The sequence below is a fragment of the Amycolatopsis sp. BJA-103 genome, from assembly GCF_002849735.1.
In the GTDB taxonomy this organism is placed as follows: Bacteria; Actinomycetota; Actinomycetes; order Mycobacteriales; family Pseudonocardiaceae; genus Amycolatopsis.
In genome coordinates this window covers 8,912,334-8,932,968 of sequence record NZ_CP017780.1, presented here as the reverse complement: position 1 = coordinate 8,932,968, position 20,635 = coordinate 8,912,334, and the positions used below count along the sequence as shown (strand labels likewise).

18 protein-coding genes and 1 other RNA gene are annotated in these 20,635 nt (G+C 69.9%); 3 read left to right on the top strand and 16 right to left on the bottom strand.

Translation table 11 applies throughout. The features are described from left to right. Positions 1-57 precede the first annotated feature (57 nt). Both gabT and BKN51_RS40550 read left to right on the top strand, forming a co-directional pair. The gene (gabT, locus tag BKN51_RS40555; RefSeq protein ID WP_168214506.1) at positions 58-1,389 is read left to right on the top strand and encodes a 4-aminobutyrate--2-oxoglutarate transaminase; all 1,332 of its coding nucleotides are present in this window, start codon (positions 58-60) and stop codon (positions 1,387-1,389) included. Next, a complete protein-coding gene (locus BKN51_RS40550; RefSeq protein WP_101612593.1) occupies positions 1,386-2,816 on the top strand; it encodes an aldehyde dehydrogenase family protein in 1,431 nt (476 codons plus the stop codon). Before gabT ends, BKN51_RS40550 begins: the two co-directional genes overlap by 4 nt. Before the next feature lie 87 nt (positions 2,817-2,903). On the opposite strand, the gene BKN51_RS40545 is transcribed toward BKN51_RS40550, so the two are convergent. Both BKN51_RS40545 and BKN51_RS40540 read right to left on the bottom strand, forming a co-directional pair. Next, positions 2,904-3,671: a helical backbone metal receptor gene (locus tag BKN51_RS40545; protein WP_101612592.1), complete on the bottom strand. Its 768-nt coding sequence runs from the start codon at positions 3,669-3,671 to the stop codon at positions 2,904-2,906. Continuing rightward, a complete protein-coding gene (locus BKN51_RS40540; protein ID WP_101612591.1) occupies positions 3,668-5,077 on the bottom strand; it encodes an RNB domain-containing ribonuclease in 1,410 nt (469 codons plus the stop codon). Before BKN51_RS40540 ends, BKN51_RS40545 begins: the two co-directional genes overlap by 4 nt. Before the next feature lie 133 nt (positions 5,078-5,210). Here BKN51_RS40540 and BKN51_RS40535 point away from each other — a divergent pair, with 133 nt between their 5' ends. Beyond that, a complete protein-coding gene (locus BKN51_RS40535; protein WP_101612590.1) occupies positions 5,211-6,176 on the top strand; it encodes an ATP-binding protein in 966 nt (321 codons plus the stop codon). 187 nt (positions 6,177-6,363) lie between these two features. On the opposite strand, the gene BKN51_RS40530 is transcribed toward BKN51_RS40535, so the two are convergent. From BKN51_RS40530 to BKN51_RS40465, 14 genes are all read right to left on the bottom strand, one after another. Further along, a complete protein-coding gene (locus BKN51_RS40530; RefSeq protein WP_101612589.1) occupies positions 6,364-6,561 on the bottom strand; it encodes a hypothetical protein in 198 nt (65 codons plus the stop codon). 34 nt (positions 6,562-6,595) lie between these two features. Next, positions 6,596-7,735 (bottom strand): hypothetical protein, encoded by a 1,140-nt coding sequence (locus tag BKN51_RS40525; RefSeq protein WP_410663164.1) that lies wholly within the window; start codon positions 7,733-7,735, stop codon positions 6,596-6,598. Between the two features lie 93 nt (positions 7,736-7,828). Then, on the bottom strand, positions 7,829-8,827 hold the full coding sequence (locus tag BKN51_RS40520) for a C40 family peptidase (protein ID WP_101612587.1): 999 nt from the start codon (positions 8,825-8,827) through the stop codon (positions 7,829-7,831). Between the two features lie 4 nt (positions 8,828-8,831). Further along, the gene (locus BKN51_RS40515; RefSeq protein ID WP_101612586.1) at positions 8,832-9,428 is read right to left on the bottom strand and encodes a hypothetical protein; all 597 of its coding nucleotides are present in this window, start codon (positions 9,426-9,428) and stop codon (positions 8,832-8,834) included. A gap of 3 nt (positions 9,429-9,431) precedes the next feature. After that, on the bottom strand, positions 9,432-11,600 hold the full coding sequence (locus BKN51_RS40510; RefSeq protein ID WP_101612585.1) for a hypothetical protein: 2,169 nt from the start codon (positions 11,598-11,600) through the stop codon (positions 9,432-9,434). Continuing rightward, positions 11,597-14,554: an ATP-binding protein gene (locus BKN51_RS40505; RefSeq protein ID WP_101612584.1), complete on the bottom strand. Its 2,958-nt coding sequence runs from the start codon at positions 14,552-14,554 to the stop codon at positions 11,597-11,599. The genes BKN51_RS40510 and BKN51_RS40505 overlap by 4 nt, the downstream gene beginning before the upstream one ends. A gap of 3 nt (positions 14,555-14,557) precedes the next feature. Then, positions 14,558-15,034 (bottom strand): hypothetical protein, encoded by a 477-nt coding sequence (locus BKN51_RS40500; RefSeq protein ID WP_101612583.1) that lies wholly within the window; start codon positions 15,032-15,034, stop codon positions 14,558-14,560. Between the two features lie 13 nt (positions 15,035-15,047). After that, entirely contained in the window at positions 15,048-15,314 is a 267-nt protein-coding gene (locus BKN51_RS40495) for a hypothetical protein (RefSeq protein ID WP_005166545.1), read from the bottom strand. 442 nt (positions 15,315-15,756) lie between these two features. Further along, entirely contained in the window at positions 15,757-16,620 is an 864-nt protein-coding gene (locus tag BKN51_RS40490; RefSeq protein WP_101612582.1) for an SCO6745 family protein, read from the bottom strand. Positions 16,621-16,855: 235 nt separating this feature from the next. Further along, positions 16,856-17,245: RNase P RNA component class A (gene rnpB, locus BKN51_RS40485), an RNA gene on the bottom strand. A 14-nt stretch (positions 17,246-17,259) separates the two neighbouring features. After that, positions 17,260-17,829 (bottom strand): COG4315 family predicted lipoprotein, encoded by a 570-nt coding sequence (locus BKN51_RS40480; RefSeq protein WP_233223105.1) that lies wholly within the window; start codon positions 17,827-17,829, stop codon positions 17,260-17,262. Then, positions 17,750-19,033 carry an NAD(P)/FAD-dependent oxidoreductase gene (locus BKN51_RS40475; protein ID WP_101612580.1) on the bottom strand — a complete coding sequence of 428 codons (1,284 nt, stop codon included), beginning with the start codon at positions 19,031-19,033 and terminating at the stop codon, positions 17,750-17,752. Before BKN51_RS40475 ends, BKN51_RS40480 begins: the two co-directional genes overlap by 80 nt. Continuing rightward, positions 19,030-19,839, bottom strand: a complete 810-nt coding sequence (locus tag BKN51_RS40470) for a ferredoxin (RefSeq protein ID WP_101612579.1) — start codon at positions 19,837-19,839, stop codon at positions 19,030-19,032. The genes BKN51_RS40475 and BKN51_RS40470 overlap by 4 nt, the downstream gene beginning before the upstream one ends. Further along, positions 19,836-20,486, bottom strand: a complete 651-nt coding sequence (locus BKN51_RS40465; protein WP_101612578.1) for a DUF4142 domain-containing protein — start codon at positions 20,484-20,486, stop codon at positions 19,836-19,838. The genes BKN51_RS40470 and BKN51_RS40465 overlap by 4 nt, the downstream gene beginning before the upstream one ends. Positions 20,487-20,635 lie beyond the last annotated feature (149 nt).

The following is a 20,635-nucleotide window of genomic DNA, read 5'->3' as shown; positions in this document are numbered from 1 at the left end:
GCTCCGGCTCTCATCCTGGAGGGCGACCCCGTCCCTCGCGCCCGCAGGAGTTTGGCCGTGACCGCCACCACCGAAACCCAGCGCAGGCTGCGCACCGAGATCCCCGGCCCCGCCTCGCGCGCCCTGCAGGAACGCCGCGCCGGCGTCGTCGCCGCGGGCGTGAGTTCGGTGCTGCCCGTCTACATCACCTCGGCCGAAGGCGGCCTGCTCACCGACGCCGACGGCAACGTCCTCATCGACTTCGGTTCCGGCATCGCGGTGACCAACGTCGGCCACGCCGCCCCCGCCGTCGTGGACCGCGTCCGCGAGCAGGTCGGCCTGTTCACGCACACCTGTTTCATGGTCACGCCGTACGAGGGGTACGTCGAGGTCTGCGAAGCACTCGACAAGCTGACGCCGGGCACCCACGAGAAGCGTTCGGTGCTGTTCAACTCCGGTGCCGAGGCCGTCGAGAACGCGGTGAAGATCGCCCGCGCCGCGACCGGTCGCCAGGCCGTCGTCGTGTTCGACCACGCCTACCACGGCCGCACCAACCTGACGATGGCGCTGACCGCGAAGTCCATCCCGTACAAGCACGGTTTCGGCCCGTTCGCGCCCGAGGTCTACCGGGTGCCGGGGTCGTACCCGTACCGCGACGGCCTGTCCGGTCCCGAAGCGGCGCGCATCGCCATCGACCGCATCGAGAAGCAGATCGGCGGCGACCAGGTCGCGGCCGTCGTCCTCGAACCGGTGCAGGGTGAGGGCGGGTTCATCGAGCCCGCTCCCGGTTTCCTGCCCGCGCTTTCCCGCTGGTGCACCGAGAACGGCGTCGTGTTCGTCGCCGACGAGGTGCAGACCGGGTTCTGCCGCACCGGCGAGTGGTTCGCGTCCGCGCACGAGGAGGTCGTGCCGGATCTGATCGCCACCGCCAAGGGCATCGCGGGCGGTCTCCCCCTCGCCGCCGTCACCGGCCGCGCGGAACTGCTCGACGCCGTCCCGCCGGGCGGGCTCGGCGGGACCTACGGCGGTAACCCGATCGCGTGTGCCGCGGCGCTCGGCTCGATCGAGGTCATGCGACAGGAGAACCTCGCGGCGTCGGCGAAGCGCATCGAGAACACGGTGCTGCCGCGTCTGCGGGCGCTGGCCGAGGAGACCGGCGTGATCGGCGACGTCCGCGGCCGCGGCGCGATGCTGGCGGCCGAGTTCGTCAAGCCGGGCACCACCGAACCCGACGCCGACCTCACCAAACGGGTCGCGCAGGCCTGTCACCAGGCCGGGGTCGTCGTCCTCACCTGCGGCACCTACGGCAACGTCGTCCGTCTGCTGCCGCCGCTGTCCCTGTCCACCGAACTGCTCGAAGAGGGCCTGTCGGTCCTGGAGCACGCTGTCCGTACGGAGGCTTCGCTGTGACCACCTTTCCTTACTGGGTGGCCGGAAAACCGGTCACCAGCGACGAGACCGTCGTCGTCCGTCACTCCTTCGACGGAAGCGAGGCGGGCTCGCACCACGTTCCGTCCACTTCGGACATCGAGACCGCCGTCCAGGCCGCGCACGATGTCCAGGACGAGTACGCGACGCTGCCCGCCCACGTGCGGGCAGGCGCGTTGGACCACGTGTCCCGGGTTTTGGGTGAACGGTCCGAAGAGATCGCACAGCTGATCACGGCCGAGTCGGGCAAGCCGCTGAAGTGGTCGCGCGGCGAGATCGGGCGCGCGGCGTCGACGTTCCGCTGGGCCGCCGAGGAGGCCCGCCGGTTCTCCGGTGACCTGCAGCGACTCGACACCGACCCGGGCGGCACCGGGCGGCTCGCGCTGGTGCGCCGCGTGCCGAAGGGCCCGGTGCTGGGCATCACGCCGTTCAACTTCCCGCTGAACCTGGTGGCGCACAAGGTCGCCCCGGCGATCGCGGTCGGCGCGCCGATCGTGCTCAAGCCGGCGCCCGCGACGCCGCTGACCGCGCTGCTGCTCGGCGAGATCCTCGCCGAGACCGATCTGCCCGCCGGAAGCTGGTCGATCCTGCCGGTGAGCAACGAGGAATCGGCGAAGCTGGTCTCGGATCCGCGGTTGCCGGTCGTGTCGTTCACCGGCTCCGTGCCGGTGGGCTGGGGCATCCGCGACAGCGTGCCGCGCAAGCACGTCGCGCTCGAACTCGGTGGTAACGCGGCGGTGCTGGTCTGTCCTGATTGGACGGATCTGGACTTCGCGGCGCAGCGGATCGCGACCTTCGCGATGTATCAGGCCGGGCAGTCGTGCATCTCGGTGCAGCGCGTGTACGCGCACGCCCATGTCTACGACGAGCTCCGCGCGAAGGTGCTGGAGCAGGTGCGCGCGCTCGGGACCGGCAACCCGCGGACGGACGGCGTGGACGTCGGGCCGCTGATCAACACCGCCGCCGCCGAGCGGGTCGAGTCGTGGGTCGCCGCGGCCGTCGACGCCGGTGGCGAGCTGCTGACCGGTGGCAAGCGTGACGGCGCGACCGTCGAGCCGACCGTCCTCGCGAACGTGCCGGAGGACGCGTCGGTGATGGCCGACGAGGTCTTCGGGCCGGTCGTGTCGATCACGCGCGTGGAATCGGTGGACGACGGCGTGCGCCGGATCAACGACTCGCGCTTCGGGCTCCAGGCGGGCGTGTTCACCCGCGACCTGCCGACGGCGTTCGACGTGTCCGCGAAGCTGCGCGTCGGCGGCGTGCTCGTCGGCGACGTGCCGAGCTTCCGCGCCGACCAGATGCCTTACGGCGGCGTGAAGGACTCCGGCGTCGGCCGTGAAGGCCCGGCTTCCGCGATGGCCGACTTCACCGAGGAACGTGTCACCGTCCTCACCGGCCTGACCCTCTGACCAGCTGAAATCCCCTCCAGGGGAGCAAGGGACCTTTGCTCTCGCTTGTCTCGACATTGAGAGAAGCGAGCGCAAAGGTCCCTTGCTTCAGCCGAGGCCGAGGGCTCGGAGCAAGGCGGCGTGGGCCTCGACGAGCGAAGGGCCGTACCAGGTGAGATGGCGTCCGGAGACCAGGACGTACTTCGCGCCGGGGAACGCTTCGGGCCCGTCGTCCGCGGTGAACTCGTAGGGCTCGTCGGGCAGTACGAGCAGGTTCGCCTCTTCGTCCGCGAAGCGCGCTTGGAGCTCTTCGAGCTTCGGACGCGGGTAGCGCTCCTCGTCGTCCTTGTAGACGTTGCCGATTCCGACGCGATGCAGGACGTCGCCGCCGAAGGTGTCGCGGCCGAGCACGATCCACGGCTTCCGCCACACCGGCACCACCGCGCGGAAGCGCTCCGGCAGGGTCTCCCGCCACACCTCTTCGGCCTCGACCAGCCATTCCGGCTCGGTGAGGTCGTAGGCCTGCGTCAGGATCCGCCGGATCGAGGCGAGCGCACTCGGCACGGTCGCCGACGCCTCCATCACCCAGACCGGAATCCCGTTGGCGCGCAGGCGTTCCACGTCCTCCGGCCGGTTCTCCTCGGAGTTGGCCAGCACCAGATCCGGGGCGAGTTCGAGCACCTTGTCCACGTTCGGGTACTTCGAGCCCCCTACCCTCGGGACGTCCAGATCGACCGGATGGGTGCAGTAGTCCGTGGCGCCCGCGAGCCGCCCCGGCGCGCTGACCTCGACGGCCTCGGTCAGCGACGGCACGAGCGAAACCACCCGCGCCGCGGGCCCTTGCAGCGGGACCACTTCCCCGAGGTCGTCGATCATGCGCGCTCGAAGGACAGTTTCCGCTTGTCGACGTCCACCGCGGTGAGCCGGACGCGGATCCGCTCGCCTTCCGGCAGCTTTTCGCCGGTGCACTTGGACATCACCGGCGGATCCTCGACCAGGATCTCGGCCTTGGTCTCCTCCGCGCGCAGGACGATCGCGCCGAACTCGCCGCCGATGTGCTCCGCCATCACCCAGACCTCGACCTGGTCGATGCAGGCCCGTTCGACCTTGGCCGCCAGCGTGTCGGACGCGGTCATCTGCTCCGGCACCTCCTTGAGCGCCGCGCGGACCCATGCGGGCACTTCGCGGCCGGCGCTCACGGCGAGGCAGATCTCGGTGGCGAACCGGTCGACCAGCCGCCGGATCGGCGCGGTGACGTGGGCGTACGCGCCGCCGATCCCGGCGTGCGTGGTCAGCGCGGGTAGCTCGCCGTCGAACGCGGTGTACCCGGCGCCGCGCAAAAGCCTTGTGGTGTCGGCGAAAAGCGCCATGGACGCGGGCTGACCGGGATCCAGCGCGGCCAGGAACTCCGACGCGCTCTTGCCCTCGGGCCACTCGATGTTCAACGCGTGCGCGGACCGGCGCAGCCATTCGACCGCCTCGGCGTCGGGCTGCGGCAGCGTGCGCAGGACACCGATTCCGGCGTCGATCATGATCTTCGCCGCCGCCATCCCGGTGAGCAGCGAGATCTCGGCGTTCCACGCGTCGACGTCGTTGCGCGGCCGCTGGATCAGCGCCCAGCCGCCGTCGGGATCCCCGCTGATCTCCTGCTCCGGCAGCTGCAGTTCGACCGCGCCGCGCCGGATCGCGAGCTCGCGGCGCAGGCGGCCCAGCTCCGGCAGCGCCGCGACCGACGGATGCGGGTTCCCCGCGTCGATCGAGGCCTGGACGGTTTCGTAGTCGAACTGTTCGGTGGACCGGACCAGCGCCCGGCGGACGTTGGTGGCGGTCGGTTCACCCTGAGCGTCGACGTCGATGGTCCACAGCACGGCGGGCCGGGTCTCCCCCGGCAGCAGGCTCGCCGCGCCTTCGGACAGCACCGGCGGATGCAGCGGGACGTTCCCGTCGGGCAGGTAGAGCGTCTGCCCGCGGCGCCGCGCCTCCTTGTCGAGCGCGCCACCCGGCGGGATAAACGCGGCCAGATCGGCGATCGCGTAGTGGACCCGGAACCCGCCGCCCTCGACGCGCTCGATGAGCACCGCCTGGTCGAGGTCCTTGGACCCGGGCGGATCGATGGTGACGAAGGGCAGGCCGGTGGCGTCCTCGCGTTCCCCGGCCGACTCGAGCGGGTCGACGACCGCCGCCTCCGCCTCGGCGAGCACGTCGGGCCCGAACGACTCCGGCAGCGAGAACTCGGCTCGCAGGCGACCGAAGTCCCCTCCGGCCGTGTGTGTCCTGATCACGAGTGGAGGCACCACCCAACCCTATCCCGAGTCGGCCCCGGTGATCGCCCGTTCGGGCGCGGGCCGGTCGGGTGTACGTTACGGCCGAAATGAAAACCGATACCCTTTTCAAAACGACAGGAAGGGCCGTGGCGTGAAGATCGCGTTCGTCGGGAAGGGCGGCAGTGGCAAGACCACGCTGGCGTCGCTGTTCACCGCGTACCTGGCCGGCGGCGGGAAACCGGTACTGGCGATCGACGCGGACATCAACCAGCACCTCGCCGTCGCGCTCGGCGCGAGCGAGGAAGAGGCCATCGCGTGGCCGACGCTGGGCGACAACATGGGCCTGATCAAGGAATACCTGCGCGGCGACAACCCGCGGATCGCCGACGCGGCCTCGATGATCAAGACGACCCCGCCGGGACGCGGGTCACGGCTGGTCCGGCCGTTCGAGGACAACCCGATCTTCCAGGCCTGTTTCCGCGAGTTCGGCGGCGTGCGGCTCGGCGTCACCGGGCAGTTCGACGAGGACGACCTCGGTGTCGCCTGCTACCACTCGAAGGTCGGCGCGGCGGAGCTGCTGCTGAACCACATGGTCGACGACGCGGGCGAATACGTGGTCATGGACATGACCGCCGGTGCCGACGCGTTCGCGTCCGGGCTGTTCACGCGGTTCGACGTGACGTTCCTGGTGTGCGAGCCGACCGTGCGCAGTGTCGGCGTGTACCGGCAGTACGCCGACTACGCGCGGGACTTCGGCGTGCGGCTGGTCGTCGTGGGCAACAAGGTGACCGAGGACGAGGACATCGACTTCCTGCGCGACGAGGTCGGCGAAGCGCTGCTGGGCTGGATGGAGAACTCGCGGCACGTCCGCGCCGCCGAACGCGGCCGCGCCCGCCCGATCGGCGAACTCGAGGCGCACAACCTCGGGACGCTGGGGTCGATGCTCGCGACCGTCGACGCGGAGCAGCGGGACTGGGCTCGCTATCAACGTCAGGGCGTCGAGTTCCACCTGCGCAACGCGCGGGCTTGGGGCAGCGGGCGGGCCGGGGAGGACCTCACGGCGCAGGTGGATCCGGAGTTCGTGCTGGGCCCGGTGCTGGCACGGCAGGACGCCTGACCTACTCGTGAGTGGTAAGGGCGGTTCTGGTGGACCTGTATTTGCCTGCCCACTGGATCCTGACGTCATCTCGGTGAGCTTGTAAACCTTGTTCTGGATGCCGATGTGGGCGAGTGGGGAGGATTTGAGACGTTCAACGTCCCAAATCCTCCCCACTCGACTGCCGTCCGCGAGATTGCGGGGTGGCTCAGTCACCGTTCCACTTGGAGTCTTCGGCGTCGGCCTGCCGCGTGCGTTCCTTGGCGATGTCCAGGGCACGCCTGGCCGTCGCCTCGTCCGGGTACGGGCCTAGGAGGTCCACGCTCCGGCCTCGTTCCAGGTGCTCGACCTGGTTCGTCTTGGTGTTGTAGTACCAGCCCTGATCCGGGTTCGGGTCGCTCGACATACCTCTAGCGTGACATCACCCGGACGTCCTGTCATCACTTGCGGTAGCGGTACGGGATCTCCGTGGGATCACCGGTCGGGCCGAACTCGCCGCCCTCGGGCTGGTCCACCTTCGAGCTTTCCGGCACGTTCTCGCCGAGTTCGTCGAACCAGCCCCGGTGCAGCGGAAGACCGCGCGGCGGCGTGGCGGGCTCCGGCGCGACGGGGATGCCCTGCGGCGGCGAAGACGGCGACGTCGGCTGCGGCAAGGGAGCCGCGTTGGGCGGCATCGCGGCAGGCGGCGGAGTCGTGACCGGCGGCGGTGTGGCAGGCGGCGTGGCGGCAGGCGGCGGGTTCACGGGCTGCGGGCTCGAGGGCTGCGGCAACTCCGGCTGCGGCTCGGCCTGGGGTGGCGCGGCGGACTGCGTTTCCGGCGTGGCCGGAGGCGCGCTCACCGACGGGGGCGGCATCTGCGCGGGCTGAGGACGGATGGGCGGCGGAGAGAGCGGGGGCTGCGCCTGCGGCGCGGCGGGCGGTGGTGCCTGCGGTGCCGCGTGGCCTCCCGGCAACGGCGGCGCGGGCGGCCCGGCGGGCGGGGCGACCGTGCGCCACACCGGCGCGGGTCCGATGTTCATCGGCGCCGGGGCGCGCGGCGGCTGCCCGGTCACGGGCGGCGCGGCCTGCGAAGGCGGCGGGGGCGCCTGACGCTGCACGGGCTTCGGGATCGGATCGAGGCAGGACACGAGCACCGTGGTGCTCGCCGGGTCCTCGATCTTCCGTCCGCTGCGCTCGCGGTAGATCATCTCGCCTTCGGTGTCCATCTCGACCAGGTAGCCGGCTTCCGCCAACTGCTCCTCGTCGAGGTCGACGAGCTTTTCGTAGCGCGACGGGACGACGCGGTAGATCGGCCACGCGAGGTGGGCGTTCTCGTGGTGGAACTGGGCCAGCAGGGCGGCCATCTGCTGCTGCCAGGGCAGCGACATCCCCTCGGCCAGCGATCTCGGCAACACGACGTAACCGGGGTCGACTCCCGGCCAGCCTTGGTTCAGCTGATCGGCCAGCGGCGTGCTCGACGCCGGTCTGGCGGCCTGCCGCGCGGGCTGAGGGGTACCGAAAAGATCGCGGGGATCGACCTCCTGGCCGCCTCCCGCCGCGGGCTTGCCTCGCCTTCCGAATTTCCGTGCCACGTTCTTCATCCTCTGCCAGTGTGCGGCCGCTTGCCGGTGGACAGGCCGCCACTTCGGGTGAATCCGATGGTCCCGCGGTCGCGAAACCACGCGTTCACCATGCTAAACGCCAGGGCGGACCGCCTGCGCGACCACTTCGGCCTCGTCGAAGGAGAAGTCGCGGATGTGCACCGGGACGCCGGTCTGCTGAGCCTCGACGATCTTGCCTTCACCCAGGTACATCATCACGTGGTGGATGGTCGCCGGGTTCGACGGGACGGTGGCGAGGAACAGCAGGTCACCGGGCTGCGCCTGGCGCACCGGCAGCATCGCGCCCGCCTTGTACTGGTCCCGGGAAACCCGCGGAAGGATGATCCCGGCCGACTCGTAGGACCGCAGCATCAGCCCGGAACAGTCGTAGCTGTTCGGTCCGGTGGCGCCCCAGATGTACGGCTTGCCCTGCTCGGCGAGCGCGAACTTGATGGCCTGCGCGGCGGCCTGGCTCGGCGGTACCACACTGCCGACGCTCGAACCGCAGCCGACGACGTCGACGATCTGGCCCTCGTTCTGCACGAGGAGCGCCGCCATCGGCTCCCAGTTGTGGTACCGGTCGGGGAAGCCGGAGCGCTCCACCCGCTGGGCGGCGTCACCGGGACGCATGTTCTCCCAGTCCGGCACCGCGAGCAGCACGTCGAAGAACTTGTTGACCTGGTACGGCGGGTCGGTGACCTGCGCGACGGTGCCCCAGCCCATCGACGGCCGCATCTGGAAGATGCCGAGCGAGTCGCGGTCGCCGTGGGTCAGGTTCCGCAGCTTGGACTCGGTCATCCCGGCCTGGATCGCCACCTGCCACGCGCGCGGGGACAGCGTCCGCTGCTTGCCGATCGAGATGATCAGCGCGACGATCCCCCGCTGTTCTTCGTCGAGTTTGTTGATGTCCGAAGAACCGCGATCGGTCTGGCCGGGCAGGGTCGGCCCGATCGACGCGTCACAGGAGGTCTTGACGACGCTGCCCGCCTGCGCCTCCATGTGGTCGGTCACCACCTTGGAGACCGTGCTCGTGGTGACCACCGCGGCGAAGACCGCGGCGATCAGCACGCCGACGATGATCCCGATCTTCATCGGGTCAGCTCGCTTGCGTGAACTTGGTGACCCGCCACCCGAAGTTCAGCTTGGCGACGGTGACCCGGACCTTGGGCCCGTCCGTCGGGACATCCACCTCCATCGATCCGGCGAGGGAGGACACGACCTGCGGCTCCCCGGTCACCTTCGTGGCGGTGATGTTCGCGGGATCCACCGTCGTCATTTCCCCGGCCAGGTATTCCTCGGTGGTGTACGGCCGTAAGCCGTTCAGCCACTGCTCGGTCGTCGTACCGTCGGGATGGTTCGCCCATGCCGTCACCCATTCCTTGGCGACCCGGACACCGCTCTGGTCAGGTGGTGCGGAAGACGGTGGCGGCTGGGTGGTCAGCCGCGGCGGCAGCGTCGACGTCACGGTCACCGGCGCCGCGACGCCCGGACGTGAGGTGGAGGTCGCCGAGGAACTCGTCCCGGTGGCCGTCTGCCCCGGTTTGCCGATGGCCTTGGGCAACAGGATGCCCACCGCGGTGAGCACCACCGCGAGGAAGACCAGCGTGCCGATGAGATGCCGGGGCGAGCGCAACGGCCAGCCCCACAGTCTGCGATAGACCGCGGTACGCCCGCGGTTGGTCCGGATCGGCATGGATCACCGACCCACGGCGTGGTCGGTGTCGCGGACTTCCTCGCGGACCTCGAGCCCGCGCGACGGCCGGTACAGCACGAAGACCGGCTTGCCCGCGACGACCTCGGGATCGACCCGGCGAGGACGCGGCGACGACGGACCCGGTTGCACCGGCACGGTGCCTGAGAAGTCGGGCGTCGTGTAGCCGCCACCGGCGGAGTTCATCCGCGACGGCACCACGACCGGCTCCGGTTCGTCGCTCCAGCGCCGGTCGGCGACCGGCGAGGTGTCGACCCGGCGGCTCGGGATCTGGACAGGGCTCCGCCCGCCGGAGGTGAACATGGAGTCGCCGGGAGTGCCCGCGGACGGGTTGTACTGGCCGAACACCGGAACGCCTCCGCCACCACCGGCGGCGGGAAGCGCGGGCATGCCGCCACCTCCGCCGACCGCGCCCGGCCACGGCGCCCCGGACCAGGCCGCCGCGGGCCGGATCGCGCCGGAACCGTTGTCGAGCCGCTGAGAGCTGGCGAAGATGGTCGCCTCCGGCCGGAACCGCCCGCCGCCGACCGTCGCGCCGACAGGACCGCGAAGGTCGCCGTCGACGACGTCGTCGGTGTCGCGGACGTTCTGCCAGAACGCGTCCTGCGGGGTCGCCTCGTTGTTCTTCTTGCGGAAGCGGGAGAAGAGACCGCCGCGTGGCGAGGGCACCGCGCCGCCGACCATGCCGACGGACATCTCGACCATCTGCCACAGTCGTCGTACGGGACGGCCGATCATGAACAGCAACACGGTGATGATGGCCGCGAGCGCCATCTTCGTCAGCAGGGAAAGCGAGTTCCCGGCGGTGAAGATCGCTTCCAGCAGGAGCGTGTGCACCCCGGCCAGCACGGAAAGCACCATGAGGTTGAAGGCGACCGCGCCGACGACCTTGAGGATGCGCTGCATGATCTGCGGCTGGAGCAGCGCGATCAGCCCGATCAGCGGAGCCGTCAGGACGAAGATCCTGATCAGCACCTGCGCGAGCAGGACCGTCGCCTTCGCGAGCAACTGGAACAGCGAGTAGAAGATTCCCTGGCCGAGGGAAAGGAAACCGGCGCCGACGCGGCTGCCGTCCTCACCCGTGAAATAGCCCGTCGCCGGGCCGAGTTTGGTCGAGATGTCCTTGAACGCCGCCTTCTTGGAGTCCACCAGCGCGGTGTCGGCGTCGCCGCCCTGCTGGATCTGGCCCCAGGTGAAGGCACGCGCGTCCAGCAGGAGCGGGCCGTACTGGAGCGCCTGCGGCGAGTCCGGGCTGCCGAACTCCCCGCGCAGCCAGTTGTCATAGACGACCCGGCAATGCAATTCGGTCGGGACCCGGTCCCACGGCTGGCGAGCCGCGACTGCCTCCGGGGTCGCCTGGCACGGTTGTGCCGAGGGCGGGGGCGGCTGGGTCGGCGGTGGCGTCTTGGGCTCGTCGATGAACCCGGCCTGGATGTTGGTCGTGGTCTGCACGATCGCGTTGTCGATCGGATCGAGGAATCTCAAGAGCGCCAAGGAGGACGCGGCCAGCCAGACCGCGGCCAGCCCGTACAGCGCCCGTTTGCTGACCGCCGCGAGATCGCCACGCCAGATGTTGCGGAACAACATGATGGACATGATCAGCGCGGCGAGGCCGAACAACTGGGCGTAGATGTTGTTGTAGACCTTCTCGGCCCCGGCCTTGACCGCGTTGTACAACGGGCTGAGCAGGCTTCCCTGCAGCACGGTGTAGTGCAGCGAGTTCGTGGCGCCGACGAGGTTCTTGCCGATGTTGAAGAGCTGGTTGCCAGCCCAGGTGTCGATCGTCGAGTTGGGCGAGGTGATCCCGGCCAACGGGCCACAGTCGGTTTCGTAGGTGTCCCAGACGTGTCCCGCGTAGCCGTACACGTTGTACGGGCTGCCGCCTTCACCGCGAGCGGTCGCGGGCGGGTCGAGCGCGCCGACCATGCCCGCGCCGGGCCGTTCCGGGTTCGGCGCTTCACCACAGGCGGCCGCCGACGCCGCCGGAGCGGTCGCCACGGCCTGCAGCCCCAGGATCAGCATGACGACGAACATCGTCGCGCGGCGGCTGGGCCTGCTCTTGCCCGGCCGCGGCCCCTCTTTGAGGCGGCGGCGCAGCGCGTGCCAGCCGGCGGCGAGCGCGAGGACGCACGCCAGCGTGATCACCGTGTTCATGCGGCATCCCTGCCGGTGCCACCCTTGCCGGCGCGCGCGTGCTCGCCCTTTTCCCCGTTCGTGATGTGTCCATTTTGGACGGCGCCTTGTACTTCGCCCGTCTCTGCCGCCAGTGGGTCCGGGGCGCCGAGCATCTGCTCGTCGGTGAGGCCGACCTCGAGTTCGGCCGCGAGCTCGAGATCCTCTTCGAGCTCGAAGTCGTCTTCCTCCGGTGGCGACGCCACGAACTGCTTCTCCTGCGGGACCGCGAGTTCGTTGCCCGGCCTGGACGGCTTGGCGTCGGGCGAGCCCGGCGTGGTGTCCATGACCCGGCGCAGATGCTCCAGATGCGGCCCGGAGAAGTCGACACGGATCCGCTCCACGCCGCCGGCACCGTCGCCGAAGATGAACTGGCGGGGCTCGACGTCCCGTTGCAGATCGCGTGACGAGCCGGGACGGCGGCCGAGCGCGGCCACCACCTGCTCGTAGCCGACGCCGACCGGGACCTTGAGCAGGCGCAGCGCATCGGCCTGGGCGTCGTCGTCGTCGAGACGGCCGACGAACACCGAGTCCAGCAGCGCCACGAAACCCTGGATCTTCAGGAAGTCCGCGGGGATCTGCGAGGACAGCAGCACGCGGACGTTCCACTTTCGCGAGTCACGGGCGAAGCGGTTCATCAGCACGCGACCGGTCGGGACCTCGGAGAGGAAGAACGCCTCATCGATCCAGACGCCCTTGCGCAGTTCCTTCGGCTTCTCGTACACCGACCGCTGCGTCAGCCACGCGGCGAGGTTCAGCATCTCGACGCCGAGGGATTCCGCGTCCGTCCAGTACTCGCGCGGGACGCCGTCCTTGGGCAGGGTCAGCCCCGCCATGGTCAGCACGGTCATCCGGTCGTCACGGGTCTCGGCGTACGGGTCCGCGTCGGTCTCCGGGATGAGCAGCGCCATCCGCTCGCGCATCTCGTCGAGGAAGTCCGCGACGACGACGGCGTGCTCGTGGTGCTCGCTGGAGTCGCGGCGCAGCGCGTCGATCACCTGGCCGGGGTCGGCTTCGAACCGGCCACCGACCGCGCGGACGGCGCGCAGCAACACGATCCGGGTCTGCGCCATCCGCGAGACCTCGTACGGCAGGACGCCGGTGAGGACGTCGAGCACGAGACGACGGCGCGTGGCGCCCGCGAGGGCCTTCTCCCGCCGCCACGAGCGCTCGGGGTCTTCCTCGTCCATGAAGTGCTCGATCTGCGGCTCGGCGACCACCCGGTACGGGTTGAGGATGCCGGGCTGCGCGTTGAGCAGGTTGATGTTCCGCGCGTACGGCCGCATCTCGGGCAGATCGCACAGCCGCGAAAGCGGGCCGGACGGGTCGAGGATCGTCCAGTGCGCGCCCGCGCGGAGCGTCTTGTAGACAATGCCGCCGCCGAGGAACGACTTACCGCCACCGAGCCCGGCGACCATCGCCGTCAGACCCGAACCGTCGCGGATCTCCTGCGCCATCCACGGGTCCCACGCCACCGGGCGCCGGGTCGCCGTCACGGTCTCGCCGAGCAGGATGCCGCGGCGGTCGCCCACCTCGGCCGTCGCCGTCGGCACCGACGAGGACGCCCACACGACCGAACCGCGGCGCATGTATGCCGCCGAGGCCAGCGGCTCACCGGGGATGAACTCCCGGGCCAGCGCGTACTGGGCTTCGGGATGCTCGACGGCGATCTTCGGCTTGTAGAGGTCGAGAAGCTGCTGGGCCAGGCGCAACGCGTCACGCTCGGTCGGCCCGGACACGGCCAGCCGCCACCAGGAGCGGACGCGGGTGGCCAGCGCGGTGAAGCCCGACGTCATCTCGTCGTCGATCTCCAGCACCCGGCCCGCCTGGCGCGCCAGCGACTGCGGCGGTTCCAGTTCGTGCTCGTCGGTGTAGTGCTTGACCTGCGAACGCACCTTGTTCATCTGGCGCTGCAGCTCACCGGCGACCTCTTCAGGCCGCCGGACGTAGATCCGCGCGGACACCTCGACCGCGGCGGGCAGCCGGTCGGCGTGCTGGATCCACGGGTCGTCGACCTCGGGGATCTGCAGGCCGTGCATCTGGCCGACGGTGAGCACGGCGAGATGCCGCGAAACCCCGGCGTTCGAGCCGGTGCGGCCGCGCACGGTGACCGTCGGCGCGTACGGCTCTGCGTGGAAGTCCGCCGCGTCGGTGAAGCTGGCGAGGTCCTCGGGCTCCCAGGCCGCGCCCGGGACCGCGGGCATGTTGCGCGGCGCGGGCAGGCCCAGCGAGCACGAGCGGTGCATCAGCCAGGACATCTCTTCGGCGTGCACCGGGCGGCCTTCGAGCCCGGCCGAGCCGATCACCTGGTCGAGGTGCTCGACCTCGGAGTCGAGCGCGGCCAGTTCGGCGTCGACGGCCTCCGGCAGGATCTTGCGCAGCACCGGGGCGGCGCTCTCGACCGCGCGGTCGATCATCCGCCTGGTCTGCACCTGGACGCCGAGGTAGACCTCTTTTTCGGCCATCGAGCGGCCCATCAGCTGCTGCTGCTCGCCGATGAGGTAGTCGTCGAAGGACAGCGCGCCCGGGACATCCTGGGGACGGCCGACGGCGTTGTGCACGTGGGCCTCGGCCCACATGCGGATCGGGTACGGCCGGTTGGTCACGCGCAGGTGCAGCCAGCGGCCCTGGAGCTCCGCGTACTGCCCCGCGATGGCCGCGATCAGGTCGCGGCGCTGCGAGTCCGACCGGAACGACCAGCGCTGCGGCGCGAGCCGGTACCAGGCGTAGACCTCATAACCGGTGCGTAACAGGTGCCCGTCGATGCTTCGCGCCGCGATGGACGGGGTATAGGTGGGTATGGCCGCCTCGCCGGGCAGCCGCCTCCCCTTGCCGGCCTTCTTGGGCTGCGCGGAGCGGACCTGCTGGGGCGGGTTCCAGGCCCCTTGCTGCAGGTCTCGATCACGTTTTCCTCGGCTTCCGCCGCGACCGAACAACGACTACCTCCCGGCCCGAGCCGCAGGGCGGCTCCGACGCGCTCGTGGTGTTCCCTGAGCTCCGGCGCCGCCGCCGTAGCCGTCGTACTGGTACTGCCGTCTCCTGCGGTGCTTCGGCAGCGGGCGGGTCGCCCGCACCCGGACGCGGGAAGCGCTGGCCGCGCCGCCCGTACCCGTGGTCCGTTCTCTAGGTGAGTTGAGCTCTTTCGCCGCCATCCCGGCCACCGCGCCCAGCGGGCGCTCGTGGCTGATCTTGGACGTGATCAATCTGGTGATCACGATTGTGGCGACGAAAGCCCAGGCGGTCGAGAAGAACCCGAAGCTCCAGCCCGCCCATCGTTCGGCGGTGAGCACGAGCAAAAAGACCGGGATACCGACGAGCCACGCGACGTAGCGGGCTCTCCAGGGAAAAGTCGCTTTCGGCGGGCCGAGCCACACGGCATCGACCCGGTAAACCTCGTCATCGGTGCGGATACGCAACGCGGGCCCTGCCTCAGCCCGTGAAGAGGCCGGCGATCCACTGGCCCACGTTGACTCCGGCACCACTCACCGCGAGGCCGATGATCGCCAGCGCGATCACGACACCGGCGAGACGGCGCATGACACCAGCGTTGTCCCCCTTGCCGCCACCCAGCCACAGCAGCAGAAGTGCGACGGCCAGCAGCACCAGGGGAATGATGTTGTCGATCAGCCAGGTGCGGACGTTGCCGGTGCCGAGCTCGCCGGCGGCCAGCGTGTCGAGGGTGGTCAAGGTCATCATCGCATTACTCCCGGTGCGCGGAGAGGGGGTTCGCGCGGTTCTGGCTCGGTGGTGCTTCGAACATCATGGCGTCACGAGGCGTAGCGGTCAAAGCGCGCTCTGTAGATGTCGTTTTGTCTACTAATCACAGAGCGAGGCACAGCACCACGACCATCCACGGTCTCCATCATCGTTGCAAGGGTCGTCAGGATTAACCCCGGCCACCCGTATTTCGCAGTGCGCCGACGAAATCCCCCGGTTGCGAGGAAGATGCTCACTGTGAGTACGGGCCGACCGACGAGAATCCGGCCGCGACCAGTGTGACATGACTCGTTCGGTGGCTTCTCGCGAGTCCGCTGGGTGAGCAAGCATTCGACAAAAATCATCGATGCCGATCAAGCGAAAGTCATACTTCCGTTACCCATAGCGAAAACTTAACAGGCATTTTCACTACATAGCGTGATTATCGGCCCGCCGAGAACACATTCGCGGGAAAAGCGCCGGCTTCGACGGCCTGGCGGCTCAACGGCCCGCACAGCTCGTGCAGCCGCTGGGTCTTTTCCTCGCCGAGGTGCTCCCAAGGCCCTGTCGACGCCGCGTTGGTGGCGGCCTCGACCCGCTCGCGAAGATCGTTCCCGGCCTCTGTCAGGCCGCCCTCGTCGTCGAGGATGCCCCGCTCGCGGAGCTTGGCGGCCGCGCCGTCCCACTGCTCGTCGCTCCAGCCCCGGGAGGCCTTGGCCGCGGCGGCCAGGAAGCCCTTGCCGGTGGCGGTGTGCGTGAGGAGGGCGTCGAGCCCGTCGAGACCGTTGAGGAGGAGCGCGGCGATGTGGCCGTCGCCGCGGTGCTCACGCAACAGGGTGATGGCGTGCCAGAGGGCGAGGTGCGGTTCGCTCGGCCAATCGAGGTCGGCGTGCCCGGCGTAGAGCGGACGGCCGTCGACCTGGCAGCCCCCGGTCGCCTCGCGGGCGAGCTCGGCGGCCTCGGCGACCGCTTCGGAGCCGAGCGTGTCCTTGCCGAGCAGCCGGGTCAGCGTCGCGTCGACGGCTTCGAACCGGGCCTCGATGATCCGCTCGGGGGTGGCCAGCGTCCAGGCGCGCGGGATGTAGCGGGCGACCAGCTCGGGATTGAAGTTGTAGAAGGTCGCCGCGACCACGCCCGGGCTCACCGCGCCCATGGGTGCCGCGCGGCCAGCGAAGTAGGTCATGCGCCCCGGACGGAGCCCGGCGCCGGTGAGCGCGGCTTCCGTCTCGGGTGCGAAGTAGGTAAGGGAATGCAGTACATCGAACGTCCCGCGGAACCGTCCCGTGACCCGACTCGCTTCGCCCATGGGGGCACCCTACCGGCAAGTAGACAGGGGGCGCAGCGTCCGAAGGGGCCGAGGTGGGGAGCAAGGGACCTTTGCTGTCGCTTCCGCAGGTGGGGGCGGTGGGTGGTGGGTCGCCGCCGCCGGAAGTCCGTGAAGGCCCCCTTCCCTACGCTCAAGGTAGGTAAGGAGGCCTTCACGGACTTCCTACTTCGTCATGACACACACCGCACGCGCACGCGCGTGAAGAGAGAAGGAGCGGACGAGCCGGCGTGTAAGCCGGATCCTGTCCTCGCTTCGCCTTGCGGCTCCGCGAGTGGCGGCCATCCATCTAGGCCCGCCGTCGCCGGCGGGCTCGAGCGGCCTACCCGCAGACTCGGGCGGGCAGCCCTCGATCGTCTGCGCAGGAGCCTCGCGGCTCCCTCTTGGCCTTGCTCCGGGTGGGGTTTACCTAGCCGTCCTGGTCACCCAGGACGCTGGTGGTCTCTTACACCACCGTTTCACCCTTACCTCCGCGAACGGAGGCGGTCTGTTCTCTGTGGCACTGTCCCGCGGGTCGCCCCGGGTTGCCGTTAACAACCACCCTGCCCTGTGGAGTCCGGACTTTCCTCGAACCGGTCTCCCGGCTCGCGGCCGCCCTGCCGACTCGTCCGTCGGCGAATCCTACTGCACGGGCGCGGGCAGACAGTTCAGGTTGCGCTGCCCGTCGGGTTTGACCACGAACCAGAGGTGGTCGGTGCCCTGCCCGGTCCATTCGCCGGGCCGGGTGTTGGCGAACTTGTAGAGCGGCCACCCGGCGAGCGTGACCTGTTTGGCGCCTTCGGGGCGCTTGATGGTGTCGACGATCGCCGGATCGATGCCGGTCACCACCGGCGTGCCGGTGGTCGTGATGGGGATCCACACCGCGGCGCAGTCCCCGAGGCACGCCGAGCGGGCCTTGTGCGGGTTGTCGCGTTCGTACCGGAAGAGGACGGCTCCGGTCTGGTCGAGGACGGCCTGCCCCATCTTCGTCATGTAGACGGCGGTGAGCTGCGTGCCGGACGGAGGCTCCTCGGGGGTGCTGGGACGCGAGGTACCGGACGGCGGGACGCGCGGGCTGGGGAGGGTTTCGGTGACCGGGGCCCTCGCCGTCAGCGCCACCTGGTCGTCGGGATCAGCCGCCTGCCACCACATCGCGGCGCCCACGACGAGCGCCGCGATGACGACGAGCATGGTCAACCGCGATCGGCGCATCAGGCGTCTCCGTTTCTCCCTGCGGGCTGACGGGGTTCTGTTCCGCGATCTCGTTGGTCCAGTGGAGGACGGCGGACGGGCTGTCGAGGCCGACGACACCGACGAGGCGGCCCTTGCGGACGAAGCCGGTGACGGGTTTCTCGCCGCCGACGGGCGAGGCGAGCGCGACGGTGTCGGTGCCGAGTTTCGGGATGCCGCCCGCCTGGATGCGCACGCCGTGCTGTTCCGACCAGAACCGCGGCACCGGCGCGAACGGCTGCGACGCTTGCGGCCCGGCCAGGAGGCTTTCCGCGGCGGCCCGGCCCATCTCGACGGCGTTGAGCCAGTGCTCGACCCGTCTCGGGGCCTCGTCGAACCGCGGATTCGGCCACTGCGCGACATCGCCGGCGGCGACGATGTTGTTCATCCCGAGCACGTGACAGGTCGGCGCGCAGACGACGCCGTCGTCGAGCGGCAGTTTGGACCCCCGCAGCCACGAGATCGACGGCACGGTCCCGACCGCGACGACGACGCAGGAGACGTCCAGGATCCAGCCGTCGGAAGACCGGAGCCGCAGGCCGTTCGCCGTGGTCTGCCAGTCCTCGATCGACGCCCCCAGCGCGAGCCGCACGCCGCGTGCCCGGTGCAGGGCCGAAAGCTTCTGCCCGATGTGCTTGCCGACGACCTCGCCGAGCAGGGTCGCCGACCGGCCGATGATGGTGACCTCCCGCCCGACCTCGCGCAGGCTCGCGGCGACCTCGCAGCCGATGAAACCGCTGCCCAGCACCGCGACCGGACCGTGGTCGGCGGCGAGGTTGTCACGCAGCTCGGCGGCGTCGGCCAGCGTCCGGACGACGACCACGCGCGGATGTCCGTGCGGGACACCGGAAAGCCGCCGCGGTTCGACGCCGCTGGCGATGACGAGCCCGTCGTAGGGCAGCTCCTCCGCCCCGGGCAGGTGGACCACCTGGCGGCCCGGCTGCAGATGCATGGCCGGGGTGTTGAACCGCCATTCGGCGTCGATCTCGTCGAGCCGGGCGAGCATCATCTCCGCCGGATCCGTGGTGCCGGTCAGCAGTTGCTTGGACAGCGCCGGCCGGTGATACGGCAGGTCCGGCTCGTTGCCGACGATCACCAGTTCGCCGTCGAACCGCAGTTCCCGCAGCCGTTCCGCGCAGCGCAGCCCGGCCAGCCCGCCGCCGACCACGACGATCCGTTCGCTCATTGTCCCGCCCCTTGCAGTTGGATGGCTCGCATCGGACAAGCTCTGGCCGCCGCCTGGACCAGCGGCACCTGTTTGGCGCCGGGTTTTCGGAGATAGCGCAGCTGGCCGTCACCCTGTAACTGGAAGACCTGCGGCGCTTCGGCCTGGCAAATGGCGTAGCTGTGGCACTTCTTGTCGTCGACGGAGATCCGGACCGACGCGACCCGGCCGGTCTCGCCGTCGAGCAGGCCGAGGCGGACCAGTGCCCGCGGCGGGAGCACCCGGAGCACGGTGAGCAGGACGGCCGGGGTGAGCACGGTGATCCCGCCGAGCCAGACCGTCGCGAGATTCCCGTTCGCGGACGCGCCGAGCCAGGAGTGGATCGCCAGCAGGCCGACCGAGAAGTAGCTGACCTGATGGAACCGCTGCCGGTTGCGGCCGATCACTCCACGACTCAACGCGGCGGTGACCGAGACGGCGATGAACAGCTCGAGCCCGACGACGCCCGCCGCGTGCCGCGCGAACCCGCCGCCCGCGAACGGGATCAGCAGCGTGACGAAGCCGAACGACTCGTCGTCGAGAAAGAGATAGGACAGACCGTGGACGACGCCGGTGGCGAGGGTGAACGCCGCGAGCACGACGTGGCCGCCGCGCAACGCCTCGTGTCCGGTGACGCGCCTGATCCAGCCGGTGGCGCTCAGTACGCCCCACGCCAGCGTGAGGCACATCGTCACGTAGGCGAAGCGGGCCGAAAGCGTGGCGATGTCCCGGACTCCGCTGTCGTGCGACGACGGAGCCTGGATGACCGCGAGAAGCGAGGCCGTCATGCGCGCCTGCCCGGTGAGCCGAGCACGCGCACCAGACCGAAGGTCGCCCCTCCGGCGATCCCGACCATGAGGACGCCGAGCGCGATGTCCCCGCCGTCGAGTTCGTTGCCGGCGGTGGGCACGACCATCAGCGAGGTCGTTTCGGCGATGCCGGTGCTTTCGAGCAGGGTCATGTGCCGCATGACGGTGTCGACGGCGGTCTGGGCGAAGGACCGCATCGCGTCGTCACGGGTGGCGGCCCGGACTTGGGAGGCGAGACCGAAGATGCTGCCGTGCGCGGCGCGGGCGCGGTTGACGTACGCGCGGTCGAAGTCGGCACCGGCGGCGCCGGTGATTTCATCCACCCAGGACCGTTGTTCCTCGGTGGGTTCGCCGGGAAGTTCGACGCGGACCTTGGAAGCGAGTTCGCGGACCTGCGCGTCGAGGCGGTCGTGGTCGTCGGCGAGTTTGCGGCCGACCTCCCGCACCCGCTGCCCGCTCCCGCGTTCTTCCGCCTGACGGCTGACCGGGCCCTCCCACAAGCCCGCCTGCCGCACCCGCACGAGCAGTTCCCGATCATGGGAGTCGATTTCCGCGAAGGCGACCGTGGGCGTTCCCGCCCATATCACCAAGCAGCCGATCGCCACTCCGAGCAGTCGATAGATCATTTCACCCGTCCCCGTCCACAAAGTACCTCACTGGGAGTACGGCGAACCGGAGCGGCCGGTTCGATCTCTGTCCGGACACCGGGTGTGATGTGCGTCACACGACACATTTAGAACCGTTTATCGCCGCCATACGTACCGGGCAACTAATA